The following is a 20,003-nucleotide window of genomic DNA, read 5'->3' as shown; positions in this document are numbered from 1 at the left end:
TCTAAATCGTCACGCTGCCGCCGAATGATGGGTGGAGCATTCGGCGCCCTGGATGTTAAGCCAACAACCTCAACAACGCCGTGGTCGACCCGAATGTTCCGGCGATAACAATCTTCCCGTCAGGCTGGGCCACGACGCCTTTGACAAACGAGATCTGATCGCTGGTCGTGGTGAATACGCCTGTGCCGTTGTCGCCAAATGACGTGTCCGCGCTGCCGGTAGGCAGGTATCGGGTGACGTGATTGCCGGTCTGCGGGCTGCGATGGGCTACCAGGAATTTGCCGTCGGCTTGCAGCGACATGTCTTCGCCTACCTCGCCCACCCGCACGGGGTCGCCACGATTGAAGGTGGCGTCAACTCGCCCTGTCTCGGTCAGTCGAATGACATGACAGGCTGGATCTGCATCGGAGCCTGAGCCGTTGACCAATGCGAGGATCTTGCCATCGGCGAGTGCAATAACCCGGCGACAGGCGCTGTAGCGGGCGTCGAGCATTTTGATCCTGTATACGCCTGCATTGGCAAAACCTGGATCAAGATTGCCTGAAAGATCCATACGCACTATATAACCATCATTCGCCACTTCCCCTGCCAAATAAAACAATGAGGAATCAATGTTTCTCGCCATGTGCAACGTAGACACATAACTGCTGCCTGTCAGAAAAGTTGCTTTGCCGTCGGTTCCAAAGTCAGGGCCATCCGGTTGTTCAGGATAGCGGTAAACAATCCCGCCTTCAGGGTTGGAGGTCGCCACCATGACGGTATCGCTCATTGCCAGTAGTTGCGAAGTTGCAGTGGGTGAGTCAACTAACGATAGAGATTCTATGAGTGTGCCATCTCGATCATAGTGCACGAGTGGAAGCTGGTTGAATGCTGGGCCAGTTATATAAAAAGATTCATCTGGCATCCACGCCAGCCCGCTGGCGGTGGCCGCCTCGACGTTTTCAGGAGCGACCGTGAGGCCGTCCTTATATGCGCCAAACGCGATGTTGAAGTCTCCGCTGTCCAAAAGCCTCCCGACGCCCGGCCTGTTAGCGACGGGTGATACGCGTTGGTAGCTGCCAATAAGAGTCAGGCGGCCCTGGGGATCGATGGCGACAGTTGAAAGGTTGTTGGTGAAGTTTCCCGGTGTCTGGACGACCTGTCTTCCGTTTTCGCCAAATGAGGCGTCAAGCTCCGCGGCTTGAGTGCATTTTAAAGTCATTTCCCTATTCCTTTTTATGAATAAATACTGCCATTCGTAACACCTGTTGCGAACAGTCGATAATTGTTTAATCACAGTGCAAGGTTGGGGGCAATAGTTATTTTTGCGATTGTATTAGGGTTGGATCCTTACTTCACGTGTACCGGTTTGGGAGTCTCTATTCTCGGTGCCATCGGTTTGTGAGTGGGTACTGACATGAACGGGAAGATAAAAAAAGAGAGCCGAAGCTCTCTTTTTTAATTGCCAATTAATCCATCAGCCAATAGTCATCAAGCTCGCATTACCCCCCGCCGCAGCCGTATTGACGCTCAATGCGCGTTCAATCACCAGACGCTCCAGCGCGACGTTGGTTTCGCCATGGGACAAGCCGTTGACCCCAACGATGGCGCCGGCGCGTTGGGCCACTTGCTCGCAGACTGCGCGCAGTTGGTCCGAGTCGCCGTGGTGCAGAACGGCGTCGATCAGCACTTCATCCTTGGTCCAGTCAGCTACCAGCTTGATGCGCGCCTGGACTTCTTTCGGCAGGCGAGCACGCAGTGGCTTGCTGAGCGAGTTGTCAGGCCATATCGCTGTGCTGCCAACCGCCAGAACCGCGGCCAGTTGAACCAGCAGATCGCTTTCTGCTTCGGCCAGACACAGCACGTGCTCACGCGGCAGGATGCTGTAGCTGTTGCGCTCGCCGGTCGGGCCCGCCAGCAGGCGAGTGATACCGCTTTGCGATTGCACGGCGAACTGGCTGCACAGCTGATCCAGCTCGGGGTGCTGATTGGCGGTTGCCCAGGTTTTCAGCGCCTGCAACGGCTGGCTCAGGGCTTCGCGCATGCGGGTGTCTGGCGTGGCAAGCGCGTCACCGCGCACGAACGATTGCTCGATGGCGTCGACCGGGCGGGTCGAGAGCAGGCGATACAGATACAGCGGCCCGCCTGCTTTTGGACCGGTACCCGACAGGCCTTCACCGCCGAATGGCTGCACACCTACTACAGCGCCGACGATGTTGCGGTTAACGTAAACGTTGCCCGCGTTAACGTTGTCGATGACCTTGGCAATCGTTTCGTCGATACGGGTGTGCACACCGAGGGTCAGACCGTAACCGGAAGCGTTGATCTGGCCGATCAACTGGTCCAGTTCCTTGCGCTTGTAGCGAACCACGTGCAGCACCGGGCCGAAGATCTCGCGTTGCAGCTCGTCGAAGCTTTCCAGCTCAATCAGGGTTGGCATCACGTAGGTGCCGCGCTTGATTTCGTCGCTGTCGGCAATGGCGACTTGATAAACCGTACGGCCTTTGTCGCGCATGCCCTGGATGTGCTTGTCGATACCGGCTTTGGCTTCGGCGTCGATCACCGGGCCGATGTCTACGGACAGGCGCTCCGGGTTACCGAGACGGCATTCAGCCATGGCCCCTTTGAGCATTTCGATCACGCGGTCGGCGGAGTCTTCCTGCAGACACAGCACGCGCAGGGCCGAGCAGCGTTGGCCGGCGCTGTCGAACGCGGAAGAGACCACGTCGATGACCACTTGCTCAGTGAGCGCCGAGGAGTCGACGATCATCGCGTTCTGGCCACCGGTTTCCGCGATTAGCGGGATTGGACGGCCTTGCGCATCAAGGCGACCGGCAATGTTGCGTTGCAGCAGACGAGCGACTTCAGTGGAGCCGGTGAACATCACGCCCTTGACGCGATCATCGCCGACCAACCGGGCGCCGACGGTTTCGCCACGGCCGGGTAGCAATTGCAGTACGCCTTCCGGGATGCCCGCTTCGAGCAGAATGCGAACGGCTTGTGCGGCGACCAGTGGCGTCTGTTCCGCTGGTTTGGCCAACACCGGGTTACCGGCGGCCAGCGCAGCGGCAACTTGACCGCTGAAGATTGCCAGCGGGAAGTTCCACGGGCTGATACACACCACTGGTCCCAGCGGACGATGGGCGTCGTTGCTGAAATCGTTGCGTGCCTGCACGGCGTAGTAGCGCAGGAAGTCCACAGCTTCGCGGACTTCAGCGATGGCGTTGGCGAAGGTTTTGCCTGCTTCACGAGCCAGCAGGCCCATCAGCGGCTGGATTTCAGCTTCCATCAGGTCGGCAGCGCGCTCCAGAATTGCAGCGCGCTCGGCGGGTGGGGTGGCTTGCCAGATTGGTCCGGAACTCAAAGCGCAAAGCAGGGCGTTATCGACATCTTCCAGGCTGGCTTCCTGCACATGACCGACCACATCGCGCAGGTCGGATGGATTCAGCAGCGGGGTCGTCGTGCCTTCACTGGCGGGGCTGCCGAGCATTGGCGCCGCTTTCCAGTCGTTGTGGGCGGTGGCCAGCAGGGCGGAAGACAGCGAGCCCAGACGGTGTTCGTTGGCCAGGTCGATGCCGCTGGAGTTGGCGCGCTCCGAGCCATACAGGTCACGCGGCAGCGGAATGCGCGGGTGCGGCAGGCCAAAGCCGCCTTCCTGAGTCGCCATGCGCTCGATGCTGGCCACTGGATCAGCCACCAGCTCCTGAATGGAGATGGACTGATCGGCAATCCGGTTGACGAAAGACGTGTTAGCGCCGTTTTCCAGCAGGCGACGAACCAGGTAAGCCAGCAGTGTTTCGTGTGTGCCTACCGGGGCATACACGCGGCACGGTCGGTTCAGCTTGCCATCGGCAACCTTGCCCACCACTTGCTCGTAAAGCGGTTCGCCCATGCCGTGCAGGCACTGGAATTCGTACTGGCCGGGGTAATAGTTCTGACCGGCGATATGGTAAATGGCCGACAGCGTATGGGCGTTGTGCGTGGCGAACTGCGGATAGATGACTTCCGGCACCGACAGCAGTTTGCGTGCGCAGGCAATGTACGAAACGTCGGTGTACACCTTGCGGGTATAGACCGGATAACCTTCCAGGCCTTCGACCTGGGCACGCTTGATTTCGCTGTCCCAATACGCGCCTTTCACCAGACGAATCATCAGGCGGTGGCGGCTGCGACGGGCCAGATCAATCACGTAGTCGATCACATACGGGCAGCGTTTCTGGTAAGCCTGGATCACGAAGCCGATGCCGTTCCAGCCGGTCAGTTGCGGCTCGAAGCACAGGCGTTCAAGCAGGTCCAGCGACAGTTCAAGGCGGTCGGCCTCTTCGGCGTCGATGTTCAGGCCGATATCGTATTGCTTGGCCAGCAGTGTCAGCGACAGCAGGCGCGGGTACAGCTCCTCCATCACGCGCTCGTACTGGGCGCGGCTGTAACGCGGGTGCAGCGCCGACAGCTTGATGGAGATGCCCGGGCCTTCGTAAATGCCACGGCCATGAGACGCTTTGCCGATGGAGTGGATCGCCTGCTCGTAAGAGGCCAGGTATTTCTGTGCGTCGTGCTCGGTCAGTGCGGCTTCGCCAAGCATGTCGTAGGAATAACGGAAGCCTTTGGCTTCGAAGCGGCTGGCGTTGGCCAGGGCTTCACCGATGGTTTCACCGGTGACGAATTGCTCGCCCATCAGGCGCATGGCCATGTCAACGCCTTTGCGGATCATCGGCTCACCGCTCTTGCCAATGATGCGGCTCAGGGAGGACGTCAGCCCGGCTTCGTTGTGAGTCGCAACCAGTTTGCCGGTCAGCAGCAGGCCCCAGGTCGCAGCGTTGACGAACAGCGAAGGGCTGTTGCCCAAATGCGGATGCCAGTTGCCGGTGCTGATCTTGTCGCGGATCAAGGCGTCGCGAGTGCCTTTATCCGGGATGCGCAGCAGCGCCTCGGCCAGGCACATCAAAGCGACGCCTTCCTGAGAAGAAAGCGAAAATTCCTGCAGAAGGCCCTGAACAATTCCCGCACGGCCGCCTGCGCTCTTCTGATTGCGCAGTTTCTCGGCGATGGTTGCCGCGAGCTTGTTGGTGGCGTCGGCCATCGGTGCAGGCAGTCGCGCCTGTTCGATGAGCATCGGCACCACTTCGGGTTCCGGACGACGATAAGCCGCAGTGATAGCCGCGCGCAGTACCGATTGCGGCAAGATGCTTTCCGCAAACTCCAGGAAGCATTGGTGAGCGGTGTCCACGGGTAGTTCGCCGTGATCATCGCCATCTTTGCTTGCAGTGCCATTGAGTTCAGAAAGGGTTGCACCACCTTCGAGCTTTTCCAGGTAATTGAAAATTGCCTGTTTGATAAGCCAGTGCGGAGTCCGGTCAATAGACTGGGCAGCTGCCTTCAATCGCTCGCGGGTCGGGTCGTCGAGTTTGACACCCAGGGTGGTGGTCGCCATGTGCAGTCCTCATCGTGCCACTGTGAATGTGGCCTTGGTTGTCGGACAAGATTAGCTATGAGCGGGTTGGGGTGCAACCGGGTGCAACCCTTTTCTTCATGAATATTTTCGATGTCTTCCTGGCCGTAACCAACGTCCGGTATCTGCGCACAATCACGGTGCCAAGGGGCTGACGAAAGGTGCATGCGGCTCTGGAACGGGGCGCCGCGCCCAAGATTGGGAGCTTGCTCGTGGCTGGGTGCAACTTTTTGTCGGTAAATAGGTTGCACCTTTGGCGGCAGGTTGAATAGGATGCTCCGCTTTGGTGCGAGAACGATCAAGAATCGTTCGCGTGGGACTGGCTTATTGACGGTCCCACTCAATAAAAACAATGCCTAGGCGAAATCCCCCATGAGTGTCAGCAATCCCACCCTGATCACGTTCGTAATCTACATCGCAGCAATGGTGCTGATCGGCCTGATGGCTTATCGCTCAACCAATAATCTTTCGGACTATATTCTTGGCGGTCGCAGCCTGGGCAGCGTTGTAACGGCGCTGTCGGCAGGTGCTTCGGACATGAGCGGCTGGCTGTTGATGGGCTTGCCGGGCGCGATCTACATGTCGGGTCTGTCGGAAAGCTGGATCGCCATCGGCCTTATCGTCGGTGCTTATCTGAACTGGCTGTTTGTGGCCGGTCGCTTGCGCGTACAGACCGAGCACAACGGCGATGCGCTGACCTTGCCGGATTACTTCACCAGCCGCTTTGAAGATAAAAGCGGTCTTCTGCGAGTGATCTCTGCAGTGGTGATTCTGGTGTTCTTCACTATTTATTGCGCGTCGGGCATTGTCGCCGGTGCGCGGTTGTTCGAAAGCACCTTCGGCATGTCCTACGAAACTGCGCTGTGGGCGGGGGCTGCGGCAACCATCGCTTACACCTTTGTGGGTGGATTCCTGGCGGTGAGCTGGACGGATACCGTTCAGGCCACGCTGATGATCTTCGCGTTGATCCTGACGCCCATCATTGTGCTGCTGGCAACGGGTGGAGTTGATGCAACCTTCCTGGCCATCGAAGCCAAGGATCCGGCCAACTTTGACATGTTCCGCAACACCAGCATCATCGGCATCATTTCCCTGATGGGCTGGGGCCTGGGCTACTTTGGCCAGCCGCACATTCTGGCGCGCTTCATGGCAGCGGATTCGGTGAAGTCCATTGCCAGTGCACGTCGCATTTCCATGACCTGGATGATCCTCTGCCTGGGCGGTACGGTCGCGGCGGGCTTCTTCGGTATTGCTTACTTCTCGGCGCACCCGGAAGTTGCCGGTCCGGTGACTGAAAACCCTGAGCGTGTGTTCATCGAGCTGGCCAAGTTGCTGTTCAACCCGTGGGTGACCGGAGTGTTGCTTTCGGCGATTCTGGCAGCGGTGATGAGCACTTTGAGCTGCCAGTTGCTGGTGTGCTCCAGCGCGCTGACTGAAGACTTCTACAAAGCCTTTTTGCGTAAAAACGCTTCGCAGAAGGAACTGGTCTGGGTCGGTCGCGCGATGGTGTTGCTGATCGCGATCATTTCCATCCTGCTGGCTGCCGATCCGAACAACCGTGTGTTGGGGCTGGTGAGTTACGCCTGGGCCGGTTTCGGTGCAGCATTTGGTCCGGTGGTTTTGATCTCGGTACTGTGGAAAGGCATGACCCGCAACGGCGCCTTGGCGGGCGTGCTGGTTGGCGCGATCACCGTGATCGTCTGGAAGCAGTTGGGGATCTGGGGGCTGTACGAAATCATTCCGGGCTTCCTGTTCGCCAGCATCGCCATCGTCGTGTTCAGCCTGCTGGGCAAAGGGCCTTCGACGGGCATGCAGACGCGTTTTGAGCTGGCAGAGAAAGAGTTCAAGGCGGCGAGCCATTGAGTTGAAATGATGTTCTGCAGGAGCGCACGAGCAGCGCGAGGCCGCGATCGCGCTGTATCAGGCAGACCGCTATCGCTGCCTCGCCTTGCTCGTGAGCTCCTACAGATTTTTGGGCTGTCAGGTATACAGCGCTAAATCTTGTTGTGATCAATATCCAGCTTGTAGAAGGTGGCCTTGCCGCCTTCGCTGCTGTAGCCCTTGTTGTCCTGAACGTAAACCCCTGCCTTGAAGTACAGCGGCTTGTCCCGCCAGGAGGCGCTGATCGGGCTGCTCCAGTTCTGGCCTCTCGCGCTGACGCTTAGATCACCTCCGGGGCTGAGGTGAATCTTGTAATTGAAGCGCTCATTGAGCGGCACGCCTTCAGCGATCTTGATGACGCGACTTTTATCGTCGTCATAACGCTTACGGACCTTGGCAACGATATTTCCGGTCTTGCTCTCTTCTTTGTACTGATACTCCACCTTGAGCATCGGCTCGGTGCTTTCATAGGCGTGTATCTGACCGATCACGATCTTGCCGGAAGAGGGCACCTGATTAACTTCCAGCGTTGCATCGAGAAAGTTGTCAGCTTGCGGATACATCCAGTTATGCAGCGTGCCGTCGGCCCAGGTTTCGCGCAATTCACTGCGCGGGTATTTGGCGTTGGCTGTTTTCGAACCGGTTACGGGTGACCAGAAGAAGATGTAACCCGATTCGGAGCGAAAATATTTGCCGTCGTACCCTTTCTTCAGTTGGGACGTCTCGATTGTTTTGGGGGGCGAACCCACAGGAATACTTAGATTCCACGAAGCCATGTCTACCATGTGATGTTTTCCAATATGTCGCATTGCCAGTAATAGGCGTCTAAGTCAAGCCTTTGCGGGTTGTTGTTATACGTTCTCAATAACGATGTGTTAATGCCTGATTGCCGAACGGATGACGTCAAAGTGCTGTCACATTGGCTGTAGGGCATGTGCTCAGTGGCCTGTAGGAAATGACCGTTAGTCGGTTAGATGTGAACTTTAGAGACAGCTGTCACAAAGCTATCTCCGGTTTTCGTCAGAGCCGACTAGAGTTACGCCGATTGGAAATCAAAAACGATGGTCTCAGGATCTCGTGCCACATAAGAGAAGTTGCATGGAATGCGCGCAAACCAAGCCGGGTGATGGCTGTTCTGTTTTGTTGGTTGTTGATGACTATCCAGAGAACCTGGTAACGATGCGTGCCGTTCTGCAGAGGCAGGACTGGTGCATTGTGACTGCAAGTTCCGGCATTGAAGCGTTGACTGTGCTCCTGGAGCGCGAAGTCGACCTGGTGCTGCTCGATGTGCAGATGCCGGGCATGGATGGTTTTGAGGTTGCCCGCTTGATGCGCGGCAGTCAGCGAACGCGGCTGACCCCTATTATCTTCCTCACCGCTAACGAGCAATCTCAGGATGCGGTGCATCGCGGCTATGCCAGTGGCGCGATCGACTATCTGTTCAAACCGTTTGACCCCAACGTTCTCAGGCCCAAAGTTCAGGTATTGCTGGAGCAGCAGCAGAATCAGCGCGCCCTGCAACGAATATCCCGTGAGCTGGAGGCTGCAAGAGCCTTTAACGCTTCGGTGCTCGATAACATTGACGAGGGCATATTGGTCGTCAACGAGGCCGGGCTGATCAATTTCGCTAACCCGGCCATCTGTCGTCTGTTGGGGGCCAGCGTCGAGGCGTTGAATGGCACTAGCGTGATTGATTACCTGATTGAGCCGGAGGTTGTCGATTGGGCTCAGTCCGGGTTCTACCGCCACTATCGCAATGCTGAAATCTACCGACTGCACGATGCGATCATGCGCACCAGTGACGGCTGCAAGCTGCCGGTGGCACTGTCCTGCGCGCCTTTGCCGGTTGAGCAGAAAGCCATGGTGTTCAGCATTCTGGACATGTCGGTGGTGCGCGATCTTTATCAGCAACTCGAGCAGCAAGCAGTTACCGATGCCTTGACCGGGTTGCTCAACCGACGCGGCTTCTACCAGGCAGTAGAAGGCATGTTGCTGCGCAATGAGCAGCCGGGCCGGTTCCTGGTGTTGCTGTATCTGGATCTGGACGGTTTCAAGCGCGTCAATGATTCACTTGGGCACGACGCCGGGGATCAGGTGTTGCTTTGGGTCTCTCAGCAGCTCAAAGAGTGCATGCGGCCCTACGATGTGCTGGCACGCATGGGGGGCGACGAATTCACCGTGGTCATCGATGGTCTGGACTTCCCCGAGCAGGCCGCCAAAGTGGCGGAAAAACTCATCGAGCGGGTTTCGGTGCGCAGGCAAATCGATGGTCTGGACGTTACGCTGGGTGCCAGCATCGGTATCGCGACCTACCCGGACTGTGGCTCCAACCTTGATGGTTTGCTGCGTGCGGCGGATATCGCCATGTACGAAGCCAAGCGCGCGGGGCGTCAGCAATACCGCTTCTACGATCAGGAAATGAACGGTCGCGCCCGTTCCAGGCTGATGCTTGAAGACAGCGTGCGCACCGCCATTGATGGCAAAGACTTCTCCATGGTTTATCAACCTCAGGTCTCCATTGCCGATGGGAAGTTGCGAGGCTTCGAAGCGCTGTTGCGTTGGCAACATCCCAACGCCGGTGATGTGCCGCCGGGTGTATTTATCCCGTTGCTGGAAGAGACCCGGCTGATCAACAGGCTGGGCGGCTGGATCTTCGAACAGGGGGCCGAGCATCGCAGCCGTTGCACTGACGTGTTCGACGATGATCTGGTGCTGAGCATCAGTGTCAGCCCAACCCAGTTCTGCATGCCGAATCTTGCTGGCGAATTACGCCGTGCCATGCAGCGCTACGGCTTGAAACCCGGTCAGTTGGAAGTGGAGCTCACCGAGGCGTCGCTGGTGCATAACCTGTCGCACAGCCGGAATCAGATTCGTCACTTGCATGACATCGGTATCAGCGTCGCACTGGACGATTTTGGCGTTGGAGAGTGTTCGCTGACGCATTTGCGCAATCTGGATATCGATACGCTGAAGATCGACCGGCATTTCATCGCGGGCATGCTCACCACGCCGCGCGATACCGCAGTAGCGCGCAGCATTATTGATCTGTGTCGCAATCTGGATGTGTTGGTGATCGCTGAAGGTGTCGAAACCGTTGAGCAATATCAGTGGCTGGCCGACAACGGTTGCCAGCTGATTCAGGGCTATCTGGTAGCGCGCCCGATGCTGGCTGATGAGGCATTAGGCTTCCCGAAGGTGTTTGACTGGGAGAGCCTAAAGCAACAGTGAGTTCTGTACACTGGCGCCTTTCACTCTACGTTACGGCTCATGACTGCATCGGCGATTGCTCCTCTCAAATACCTTCAGGCCTATCCGCCAGCGCTTCAGGATCAGGTCCGGCAACTGATCGCCCAGAACAAACTGGGCGACTATTTGCAGCAGCGCTATCCCGCTCGTCACGAAGTGCAAAGCGACAAGGCGCTGTACGCATACGCGCTGGCGCTCAAGCAGGAATACCTGCGCAATGCGCCGAACATCGACAAAGTCCTGTTTGATAATCGCCTTGACCTGACGCATCGCGCACTGGGCCTGCATACGACGATTTCCCGGGTGCAGGGCGGCAAGCTCAAGGCCAAGAAAGAAATCCGTGTCGCCTCACTGTTCAAGGAAGCGCCCCCGGAGTTCCTGAAAATGATCGTGGTGCACGAACTGGCGCACTTCAAGGAATCAGATCACAACAAGGCTTTTTACCAGCTATGCGAGCACATGCAGCCCGGTTATCACCAGTTGGAGTTTGATCTGCGGATCTATCTGACCTGGCGGGATATGCAGTAAACGCTTCTATACCGACGTGGGACCGGCTTTAGCCGGGAAGAGGCCCGGACAGGCGCTGAATCTTCATCTGCAAAAATACCGCCTTCCGGCTAAAGCCGGTCCCACGACCTCAGTGAGGATTCCTAACGATGGACGTCAGCAAAACCAAATCCAGTTTCTACCGCCGACTTTACGTGGCGTATCTGATCGATAGCGAACTGGCCAGCAACGTCCCGGCATTGGTCGACGTCACCGGCATGCCACGCCGTACCGCGCAGGACACGATTGCCGCGCTGGCGGATCTGGATATCGAATGTGAGTTCGAACAGCTCGATGGCGCCCGCAACCACGCCGGGCAATACCGGATTCGTCGTTGGGGGGCGATAGACAAAAGCTGGATTGCGGGCAACCTCGCACAGATCAAAGCCGTGCTCGGTTACCCCTGAGCGCGTTACTCGAGATCGCGGCGCATGCCGATGTGGGGGATTTCGTCTTCCAGATACACCTCGCCCACCGGCTCGAAGCCGTAGCGTGCGTAATAGCGTTGCAAGTGTGCCTGAGCTGACAGATAGATCGGCTGATCGGGCCAGGTCTTCTCTGCGTTCTCCAATGCCTGTTCCATCAGTTCGTGACCAATGCCACGGCTGCGTATCGAAGGCGCAGTCACCACGCGGCCAATGGTCACGTCGCCGCCTTGCTGAATAGGGTCGAGCAGGCGCAAATAGGCCACCAGTTTGTCTTCCTGCCAGGCCATCAGGTGGCAGGTATCACCCAGCAGATCCTGGCCGTCGACGTCCAGGTAAACGCACTGCTGCTCAACCACGAACACCTGTGCGCGCAATTGCAGGATGGCGTAAAGCTGCTCCTTGCTCAGATCGGTGTGGTGTTTGCAAATCCAGTTGATAGGCATGTCGCTGACTCGGAGAAGAAATCTGGAGCGAATACTAACCCATCCGGTCAGATACCCCATAAACCCCTGCAATGAATGGCGGGTGAATGTTTCGTTTCGGGTGCCGATAACCCTTAAGGGTTTTTGCGGAGCGCCGCACGTAATGTCATCTAAGCGTGAGTTGTGAAAAGGGCTTTATGCAGCTTCAATGAGGCTACGTGCCACTACCAGTGCCGGGTTTTGCGGGCGTTGGCTGTAATCATCCGGGCATTGCCCGTCTCAGGGATATGAGCATGACGTGTGTGCTTCGAGCCATAGCGTTGCTGGGATTGCTGTTGATGACTCAGGTCAGTGCAGGAGAGAGATTGCGATTGGTGGCCGACTCCTGGCCGCCTTTCACGGACGCCTCATTACTTAATAATGGTCTGGCCAGTGATCTGGTCAGCACTGCGTTGCAGCGTGCCGGATACAGCACAGAGTATGAGCAAGTGCCGTGGGCGCGAGCGTTGCTCGGGGTTGAGGAGGGGCGTTACGACGTGCTGATCAACGCCTGGTTCAGTGACGACCGAACCCGCATTGGCCGCTTCTCGCAAGAGTACCTGCTCAATCGTGTCCGGTTTCTCAAGCGCACCCGCTCCAGCGTACAGTTTCAGGATTTAAGCCAGTTGTACGAGCGGCCCATCGCTGTCGTGCGCGGCTACAGCTATTCCCCGGAATTTGATAACGACGACTTGCTGGAAAAAGTGCCGGTGAACAGCTTTTCAATGGCGCTGCGCATGGTTGCGGCGGGGCGAGTGGACCTGGCTGTAGAGGACGAATTCGTCGCACGTTACTACCTGGCTGCCGAGCCCAAAAGCGTTCGCGACAAGCTGGAGTTTCTCTCTAAATCCTTGAGCGAGAACAACCTGCATATTCTGGTCAGCCTCAAGAATCCAAAGAATCAGGGGATCGTCGCTGATTTCAACCGAGAGATTGCCGCCATGAAGGCTGACGGCAGTTACGCGGAAATCTTCAAGCGACACGGTCTGTAGCGGCCGGCTCCGGAACCTTGATCAAGTGCGCGGCAAGGGTGCGCAGTGGGCCCAGTTGACGGCAGATCAGCGCCAGTTGGGTTTGCACCAGACGCTGACTCTCATCCAGTTCATCGGGCATTTGCTCAAGCTCAGTGGCCAATGCCTCTTCAGCATCGCTGTGAATCGCCACCGGCTGCTTCTCGGAGAGGCCTTGGGCAATCTCATCGATACTCGCCGCCAGTGTCGTACCGGCGCCATTGATGAGCTGTTCGTGGACCTCGGCTGGCAACTGCGTCTCCCGATGCGCGCCAAGCCCTGACAGATAACTGAGCAAGGTGTGCGACAGCACCAGAAAGCGGAAGCCAACGTCCGCTTCCTTACGGAAGTGCCCAGGCTCCATCAGCATGTTGGCCAGCGTGGTGGACAGCGCCGCATCGGCGTTGTGAGCGTTACGTCGGGCCAGACGATAAGCCAGGTCGTCACTCTTGCCCTTGGCGTATTGCTGCATGATCTGGCGCAAGTAAATGCTGTTGCAGGTGAGGGTATTAGCCAGCACTTTGTTCAGGCGTCGACCTTGCCAGTCCGGCAGGAACAGGAACACCGCGAGGCCTGCGATCAGACTGCCCAGCAGGGTATCGAACAAGCGTGGCAGGAACAGGCCATAGCCGTCGCCGACCTGGTTGAAGCAGAACAGCACCATGATGGTGATGGCTGCTGTGGACAGCGTATAGCGCGTGGTGCGATTGACGAAGAACACCACGCCGGCGAGCACTGCACACATCGATTGCAGAATCGGGCTGGTGACCAGATCAAACAGCGCCCAGCCGATAGTCAGGCCAATAGCCGTGCCGACGATTCGTTGGCCCAGCTTGCGACGAGTTGCGCCGTAACTCGGCTGGCAGACAAATACCGTGGTGAGGATGATCCAGTAGCCCTGCGACGGGTGAATCAAATGCACCATTGCATAGCCGATCGTCAGCGCCAGCGGCAAGCGCAACGCGTGGCGGAACAGCAACGAAGTCGGGGTCATCTGCAAGCGCAACCGGGTCCAGGCATCCTTGAAGGTGCGAGGCGAGCGGTCCAGCAGCGAGCTGTCGGTGGCGTCGGCCACGGCATCGGGGTTGCTGGCATCGCTGAGCAGGCGATCAAGGGTTTCCAGATTATTCGCCAAAGCACGCAGCGAACGCAGCAGGCCGCGCCATGCCGGGTTGCTCTGAATACGCAAGTGTTCCAGCGAGGCGCGCAGGTCTTCCATGGCGTAGGCGAAACTGTCGTTGTACACGAACGGCTGGCGCAGCTGGATTGACTCGGACAATGCTTGGCAGGCCGAGCCCTGCTGGCGCAGCAGGCGCTGACAGCGGAACAGCACGTCGCTGTGGAAGAACGCTTCGGCCAGTGAGTTGTACGGGTAGTGCGATGAACTGGCGCGCTCGTGGATGTCCTGAGCAATGAAGTACAGCTTCAGGTAGCGGCTGACTTTCGAACCGGGCCGACCGTTGCCCACCCGGTGCAGAATGATTTCCTTGGTGGCGTTCAGCGCCGCGACTACCCGGCCGTTTTGCTGGGCCAACTCCAGGCGGCGGGCTTCAACGTCCAGTTGGCGAATCGGCTCGAACAGGCTCGACTTCAATTTCAGGTACTGGCCCAGTTCGCGAAACAGCCGCGCCAGCGCCTGTTGCACCGGCTGATTGGAAAACAGCATTTGCCACAACACTGACAGCAAGCCATACCATGCAGCGCCCGCGACCAGCAGCATCGGCTCGTGCCAGAAATCGAGGACTTCCCCACCACGCTGATCGACGCCGATCATGGTGTACACCGACAGGATCAAGGTGCCGTAGGCAATCGCGCTATAACGTTCGCCCAGCGCGCCGAGCATGGTCAGCGCAAAACTGGCTATCGCCAGTGATATGGCGAAGATCCACGGGTAGGGGAACAACAGCTCAACGGCCATGGCGGCGATGCTGAAACACACCAGCGTCACCGCCAGCGCGTTGAGGCGGCCTTGCCAGCTGTCATCGGTTTCGGCGAGGGCGCAGGCGATAATCCCCAGGAACAACGGAATCAGCAGGCCCATTTCATTCTGGTACCAGCACAGCGCCATGCTGCCGGTCAGCGCAATGAAAACGCGAACGCTGTAACTGAACTTATCCAGCGCCCACAGACGGCGGAAGGTATGACGAAGAGATTTCGATGCCATAAAGGAGCTGTTTCACGATTGATCAATGCTGAAGTGGATATGTACAGGCCTTGGCCTCATCTGTACATCCGGTTGGCGAGATTTATTCGATAGATGCAGATGTGAAGGCGGAGCTCAAATCCTGTGGGAGCAGAGCTTGCTCGCGATAAGGCTGGACGCGGTTCACTTTAGAACTGCGGTGCCCTTATCGCGAGCAAGCTCTGCTCCCACAAGGGTTAAATCGCATTCCGGTTGTCAAACAAACTGCGCAGCCGCGTACCCCGAGGCCCACGCCCACTGGAAGTTGAAGCCGCCCAGATGCCCGCTGACGTCCAACACTTCACCGACAAAGTAAAGCCCCGGTGATTTCAGGGATTCCATGGTCTTGGAAGAAACCTCTCGCGTATCGATCCCACCGAGGGTGACTTCCGCCGTGCGATAGCCTTCTGTCCCAGCCGGTACAACCTGCCAGGAAGCCAGCTTTGTGGCGATGTCGGTCAGCTCGGCATGGGTGTATTGCTTCATAGGCTTGGACACAAACCATTGCTCGGCTATCAGGTTGGCCATCTTCTTGGTGAAGATTTCCCCCAGCAAGGTCTTCAATTCGCTATTGGGCCGTTCGGCTTGTTGCTCGTTGAGCCAGCTTGGGACGTCGTGATCGGGTAGCAGGTTGATTTCCACCGCGTCGCCCGGATGCCAAAACGAAGAAATCTGCAAAATCGCCGGGCCACTGAGGCCGCGGTGAGTGAACAGGATGTTCTCGCGAAAACTCGTGTCGTTGCAGCTGACCAGACAATCCACCGACGTACCGGACAGCTCGGTGCACAGCTCTTTGAGCTGATCGGTGATGGTGAACGGTACCAGCCCGGCGCGCGTCGGCAGCAAGGTGTGACCAAACTGCTTGCCCACCTGATAACCAAAACCGGTCGCGCCCAGTGTCGGAATAGACAAACCACCCGTGGCGATCACCAGCGATTCACAGCTGATGTTGCCCAGTGTCGTGATCAGCGTGTAACCGATTTCGGTTTTTTCGATCTGCTGCACGGACGTGTCCATATGCAGGCTGGCACCGGCCTGTCTGCATTCGTCGAGGAGCATCTCGAGGATGTCGCTGGACTTGTTGTCGCAGAACAATTGCCCGAGTTTTTTCTCGTGGTACGGCACGCCGTGCTTGCCCACCAGACCAATGAAATCCCACTGGGTGTAACGCGCCAGCGCCGACTTGCAGAAGTGCGGGTTCTGCGAGAGGAAGTTGCTCGGCTCGGTATACATATTGGTGAAATTGCAACGCCCGCCGCCGGACATGAGGATCTTCTTGCCGGGCTTGTTGGCGTGATCGATCAGCATCACTTTGCGGCCACGGCCAGCAGCAGTCAGCGCGCACATCAAACCTGCGGCGCCAGCGCCAATGATCACAACGTCAGTAACGGGCAAAGCGATTTCCTCGGGGTGTGATGTTTTATGTGGGAGCAGAGCTTGCTCGCGATAAGGCTGGACGCGATCTAAAGTGAATTGCGTCCAGCCTTATCGCGAGCAAGCTCTGCTCCCACAGGTCCTGCGTTCGGCTTTAGATCTTACAAAATCCGCACGCGCAGCGACTTGCCCTTGATCTTGCCGTTGTTCAAGCGCTCCAGCGCTTGCTTGGCGACGCTGCGTTCAACGGCCACGTAGGCCTGGAAATCAAAGATCGCGATCTTGCCTACCTGAGCGCCTGGAATACCGGCTTCGCCCGTCAGTGCACCGAGAATGTCGCCCGGACGCAATTTGTCTTTACGACCGGAACCGATGCACAGCGTGCTCATGGTCGGGATCAACTGAGAACCGCCAGCGTTTTTCAGGCTGTCGAGCTGTTCCCAGCGCAGCGAGGCTTTCTGGATTTCTTCAATGGCGCGGGCACGTTGGCTTTCCGATGGTGCCACGAGGCTGACCGCAACACCTTTTTCCCCGGCGCGACCGGTACGGCCTACGCGGTGAATGTGCATTTCCGAATCACGGGCCAGTTCGACGTTGATCACCATGTCCAGCGCATCGATGTCCAGACCACGGGCTGCAACGTCAGTGGCAACCAGTACCGAGGTACTGCGGTTGGCAAACATCGCCAGCACCTGATCGCGGTCGCGCTGTTCCAGGTCGCCATGCAGGCCGACGGCGGAAATACCTTTGGCGGTCAGGTGATCGACCACTTCCTGGCACTGCTGCTTGGTGAAGCAGAACGCAACGCAGGATTGCGGACGGAAATGACCGAGGACTTTCACAACGGCGTCGAGACGATCTTCCGGGGAGATTTCGTAGAAAATCTGCTCAATCTGGCTGTCGGCGTGCAGGGCTTCGACCTTGACGGTCTGCGGATCGCGCATGAACTTGGACGACAGCTGCTTGATGCCCACCGGGTAAGTGGCGGAGAACAACAGGGTCTGACGCTTTTTCGGAGTCTGCTCGATGATGTCGGCAATCGCGTCGTAGAAGCCCATGTCCAGCATGCGGTCGGCTTCGTCGAGGATCAGCGTGTTCAGGCCGTCCAGCACCAGCGAGCCTTTGCGCAAGTGCTGCTGAATGCGACCCGGCGTACCGACGATGATGTGCGCGCCGTGCTCCAGCGAGCCGATCTGCGGGCCAAACGGCACACCGCCACACAGGGTCAGGACCTTGATGTTGTCTTCCGAACGGGCCAGACGACGGATTTCCTTGGCGACCTGGTCAGCCAGTTCACGGGTCGGGCACAGCACCAGCGCCTGACAGCCGAAGTAGCGCGGGTTGATCGGGTTAAGCAGGCCAATACCGAACGCTGCGGTCTTGCCGCTACCGGTCTTGGCCTGAGCGATCAGGTCCATACCCTTGAGAATCACCGGCAGGCTCTGCGCCTGAATCGGCGTCATCTCGGCATAACCAAGGGACTCCAGGTTAGCCAACATGGGGGCGGACAGGGGCAAAGTATTGAAAGCGGTGTTAGTCACGGTAAAGAGCCTGCAAAACAAAATGTCGCGCAGTGTATCAGGTCACAGAGCCATCAGGCGTGCTCCCGCCGGGTGGCATGGGTGCGCAGGTTGGAATAAACCCTGTGGGAGCGGTGCTTGCCCGCGATAAGGACATCTCGATTCTGCAGGTAGATCACCTAAACCTTATCGCGGGCAAGCACCGCTCCCACATGGAATGTATTTCAATTCGCCGCCGGTTTTGCTTCCCTCGCCGGCAACTGCAGGAAGATCCCCGCCGCCAGCATCGCCATCACGCCCACGGTCAGGAACGTCAGTTGAAACGCGCCCAGCACGCTGCTGACTTCGCCGGTCGACACTTGCTCGGTAAACCCACCCAACAGCGCCGCTGCGCACGCTACACCGAAGCTCAGGGACAATTGCGCTACCACCGAGAGCAAGCTGTTGCCGCTGGCGGCGCTGGCATCATCCAGATCGATCAGGGTCACGGTGTTCATGGCGGTGAATTGCAGCGAGTTGACCGCGCCCAGCAGACCCAGATGCACCAGCAACACCCAATACGGTGTTTGCGCATCTACCAGCGCGATGCTCGACAGCAGGATACCCAGCATCAGCGTGTTGCCGGTCAGGATGATTCGATAGCCAAGCCGTTCGATCAGCCAGCGCGCGACGGACTTGGCGAACATCGCCGCAGCCGCCAGCGGCAACATGCTCATGCCCGCTTGCGACGGCGAGTAACCCAGCGCTACTTGCAGCAACAAGGGCATGAGAAACGGCAGGGCACCGCTGCCCAGTCGGGCGAACAGATTGCCAAGAATGCCTACCGCGAAGGTGCGAGTGCGGAACAGTGACGGCGCGAACAGTGGCGACTCAACGTGCCCGGCCCGCAGCCAATACGCCGCCAGGCAACCAAAGCCTGCGAACAACAACAGCACCACGCGCAAGTGCGGCAAATGCAATTCGCCCAGGCCTTCCAGTGCTATCGTGATCAGCACCATCGCCGCGCCAAACAGCGCGAAGCCTATGCCGTCAAATTTTGTGCGGCCGCCACCGGCCAGGTTCGGGATGAAATGATGCACCGCCCAGCAACCGAGGATGCCCACCGGAATATTGATCAGGAAGATCCAGTGCCAGCTCAGGTATTCAACCATCCAGCCGCCCATGGTCGGGCCCATCAGTGGGCCAAGCAGGCCGGGGAGGGTGATGAAGCTCATGATCCGCACCAGTTCCGAGCGCGGGTAAGCGCGCAGCACGATCAATCGCCCGATGGGCAGCATCAATGCCCCGCCCAAACCCTGAACAATCCGTGCACCCACCAGCATGCCCAATGAGTTGGACATGGCGCAGAGCAGTGAGCCAAAACTGAACAGCAAGATGGCGCTGAAAAATATCTGTTTGATACCAAACCGGTCCGCGATCCAGCCCGAGGCAGGGATCAACAGGGCGATGGTCAGCATGTAAGCGATGACTACCGACTGCATGCGTAGCGGATCTTCCGCCAGCGAGCGGGCCATGGAAGGCAGCGCAGTATTGAGAATCGTGCCGTCCAGGCTCTGCATGAAGAACGCGATAGCGACTACCCAAGGCAGCCAGCGCAGGGTTTTTTCATCCAGAAGCGGTGTGGTGGTCGGCATGTGGGTCCTCTGTTGTCGGAAACCATCCTGAGGTTGATCGATATCCTGTGGGAGCCGGGCTTTCCCGCGATGGGGTTGGGCGCGATATAGCTGATATCTGCAGCGTCCGTATCGCGAGCAAGCTCTGCTCCCACAAAAGCCTCATTTCACAGTGATTTTTCAGCGGTCTTTAAAGCGTCAATATCGACTTGCTCCAATAGACTGATGAGTACTCTGTGGGAGCCGGGCTTGCCCGCGATGGGGTTGGACGCGATATTCCTGATATCAGCAGCGTCCTTATCGCGAGCAAGCTC

General features: G+C 58.0%; 13 protein-coding genes. 5 read left to right on the top strand and 8 right to left on the bottom strand.

The annotated features are described in order from the left end of the window. Positions 1–55 precede the first annotated feature (55 nt). Together ABRP31_RS24795 and putA are read right to left on the bottom strand one after the other, a co-directional pair. Complete coding sequence (locus ABRP31_RS24795) at positions 56–1,201, bottom strand: hypothetical protein (RefSeq protein ID WP_349972236.1); 1,146 nt, start codon at positions 1,199–1,201, stop codon at positions 56–58. A gap of 255 nt (positions 1,202–1,456) precedes the next feature. After that, the gene (putA, locus tag ABRP31_RS24790) at positions 1,457–5,410 is read right to left on the bottom strand and encodes a trifunctional transcriptional regulator/proline dehydrogenase/L-glutamate gamma-semialdehyde dehydrogenase (protein WP_349972237.1); all 3,954 of its coding nucleotides are present in this window, start codon (positions 5,408–5,410) and stop codon (positions 1,457–1,459) included. 390 nt (positions 5,411–5,800) lie between these two features. Here putA and putP point away from each other — a divergent pair, with 390 nt between their 5' ends. Next, the gene (gene putP / locus ABRP31_RS24785) at positions 5,801–7,291 is read left to right on the top strand and encodes a sodium/proline symporter PutP (protein ID WP_087271268.1); all 1,491 of its coding nucleotides are present in this window, start codon (positions 5,801–5,803) and stop codon (positions 7,289–7,291) included. A 131-nt stretch (positions 7,292–7,422) separates the two neighbouring features. Here putP and ABRP31_RS24780 read toward each other — a convergent pair whose 3' ends face one another. Beyond that, the gene (locus ABRP31_RS24780) at positions 7,423–8,094 is read right to left on the bottom strand and encodes a polysaccharide lyase family 7 protein (RefSeq protein WP_349972239.1); all 672 of its coding nucleotides are present in this window, start codon (positions 8,092–8,094) and stop codon (positions 7,423–7,425) included. A gap of 313 nt (positions 8,095–8,407) precedes the next feature. Between ABRP31_RS24780 and ABRP31_RS24775 the strand changes: the two genes are divergently transcribed. The 3 genes from ABRP31_RS24775 to ABRP31_RS24765 all read left to right on the top strand — a co-directional run bounded on the left by ABRP31_RS24775 (position 8,408) and on the right by ABRP31_RS24765 (position 11,508). Beyond that, positions 8,408–10,537, top strand: a complete 2,130-nt coding sequence (locus tag ABRP31_RS24775) for an EAL domain-containing protein (protein ID WP_349972240.1) — start codon at positions 8,408–8,410, stop codon at positions 10,535–10,537. Between the two features lie 54 nt (positions 10,538–10,591). Next, positions 10,592–11,083 (top strand): M48 family metallopeptidase, encoded by a 492-nt coding sequence (locus ABRP31_RS24770; protein WP_167384380.1) that lies wholly within the window; start codon positions 10,592–10,594, stop codon positions 11,081–11,083. Between the two features lie 128 nt (positions 11,084–11,211). Beyond that, entirely contained in the window at positions 11,212–11,508 is a 297-nt protein-coding gene (locus tag ABRP31_RS24765; RefSeq protein WP_087271282.1) for a helix-turn-helix domain-containing protein, read from the top strand. A gap of 5 nt (positions 11,509–11,513) precedes the next feature. On the opposite strand, the gene ABRP31_RS24760 is transcribed toward ABRP31_RS24765, so the two are convergent. Then, complete coding sequence (locus tag ABRP31_RS24760) at positions 11,514–11,972, bottom strand: GNAT family N-acetyltransferase (protein WP_087271285.1); 459 nt, start codon at positions 11,970–11,972, stop codon at positions 11,514–11,516. Positions 11,973–12,244: 272 nt separating this feature from the next. On the opposite strand from ABRP31_RS24760, the gene ABRP31_RS24755 reads away from it, so the two are divergent. Then, on the top strand, positions 12,245–12,982 hold the full coding sequence (locus ABRP31_RS24755; protein ID WP_349972248.1) for a transporter substrate-binding domain-containing protein: 738 nt from the start codon (positions 12,245–12,247) through the stop codon (positions 12,980–12,982). Here the strand turns inward: ABRP31_RS24755 and yccS are convergent. The 4 genes from yccS to mdtD all read right to left on the bottom strand — a co-directional run bounded on the left by yccS (position 12,963) and on the right by mdtD (position 19,710). Next, on the bottom strand, positions 12,963–15,164 hold the full coding sequence (yccS, locus tag ABRP31_RS24750) for a YccS family putative transporter (RefSeq protein ID WP_349972242.1): 2,202 nt from the start codon (positions 15,162–15,164) through the stop codon (positions 12,963–12,965). The genes ABRP31_RS24755 and yccS overlap by 20 nt on opposite strands. 234 nt (positions 15,165–15,398) lie before the next feature. Continuing rightward, on the bottom strand, positions 15,399–16,577 hold the full coding sequence (locus ABRP31_RS24745) for an NAD(P)/FAD-dependent oxidoreductase (RefSeq protein WP_349972243.1): 1,179 nt from the start codon (positions 16,575–16,577) through the stop codon (positions 15,399–15,401). A gap of 140 nt (positions 16,578–16,717) precedes the next feature. Beyond that, complete coding sequence (gene dbpA / locus ABRP31_RS24740) at positions 16,718–18,097, bottom strand: ATP-dependent RNA helicase DbpA (protein ID WP_087271297.1); 1,380 nt, start codon at positions 18,095–18,097, stop codon at positions 16,718–16,720. 203 nt (positions 18,098–18,300) lie between these two features. Then, on the bottom strand, positions 18,301–19,710 hold the full coding sequence (gene mdtD / locus ABRP31_RS24735; RefSeq protein ID WP_349973195.1) for a multidrug transporter subunit MdtD: 1,410 nt from the start codon (positions 19,708–19,710) through the stop codon (positions 18,301–18,303). Positions 19,711–20,003: the final 293 nt, after the last annotated feature.

Origin of the sequence: Pseudomonas caspiana (assembly GCF_040224095.2) — a bacterium.
In the GTDB taxonomy this organism is placed as follows: Bacteria; Pseudomonadota; Gammaproteobacteria; order Pseudomonadales; family Pseudomonadaceae; genus Aquipseudomonas; species Aquipseudomonas caspiana.
This window is presented reverse-complemented; position numbering and strand designations above follow the sequence as displayed.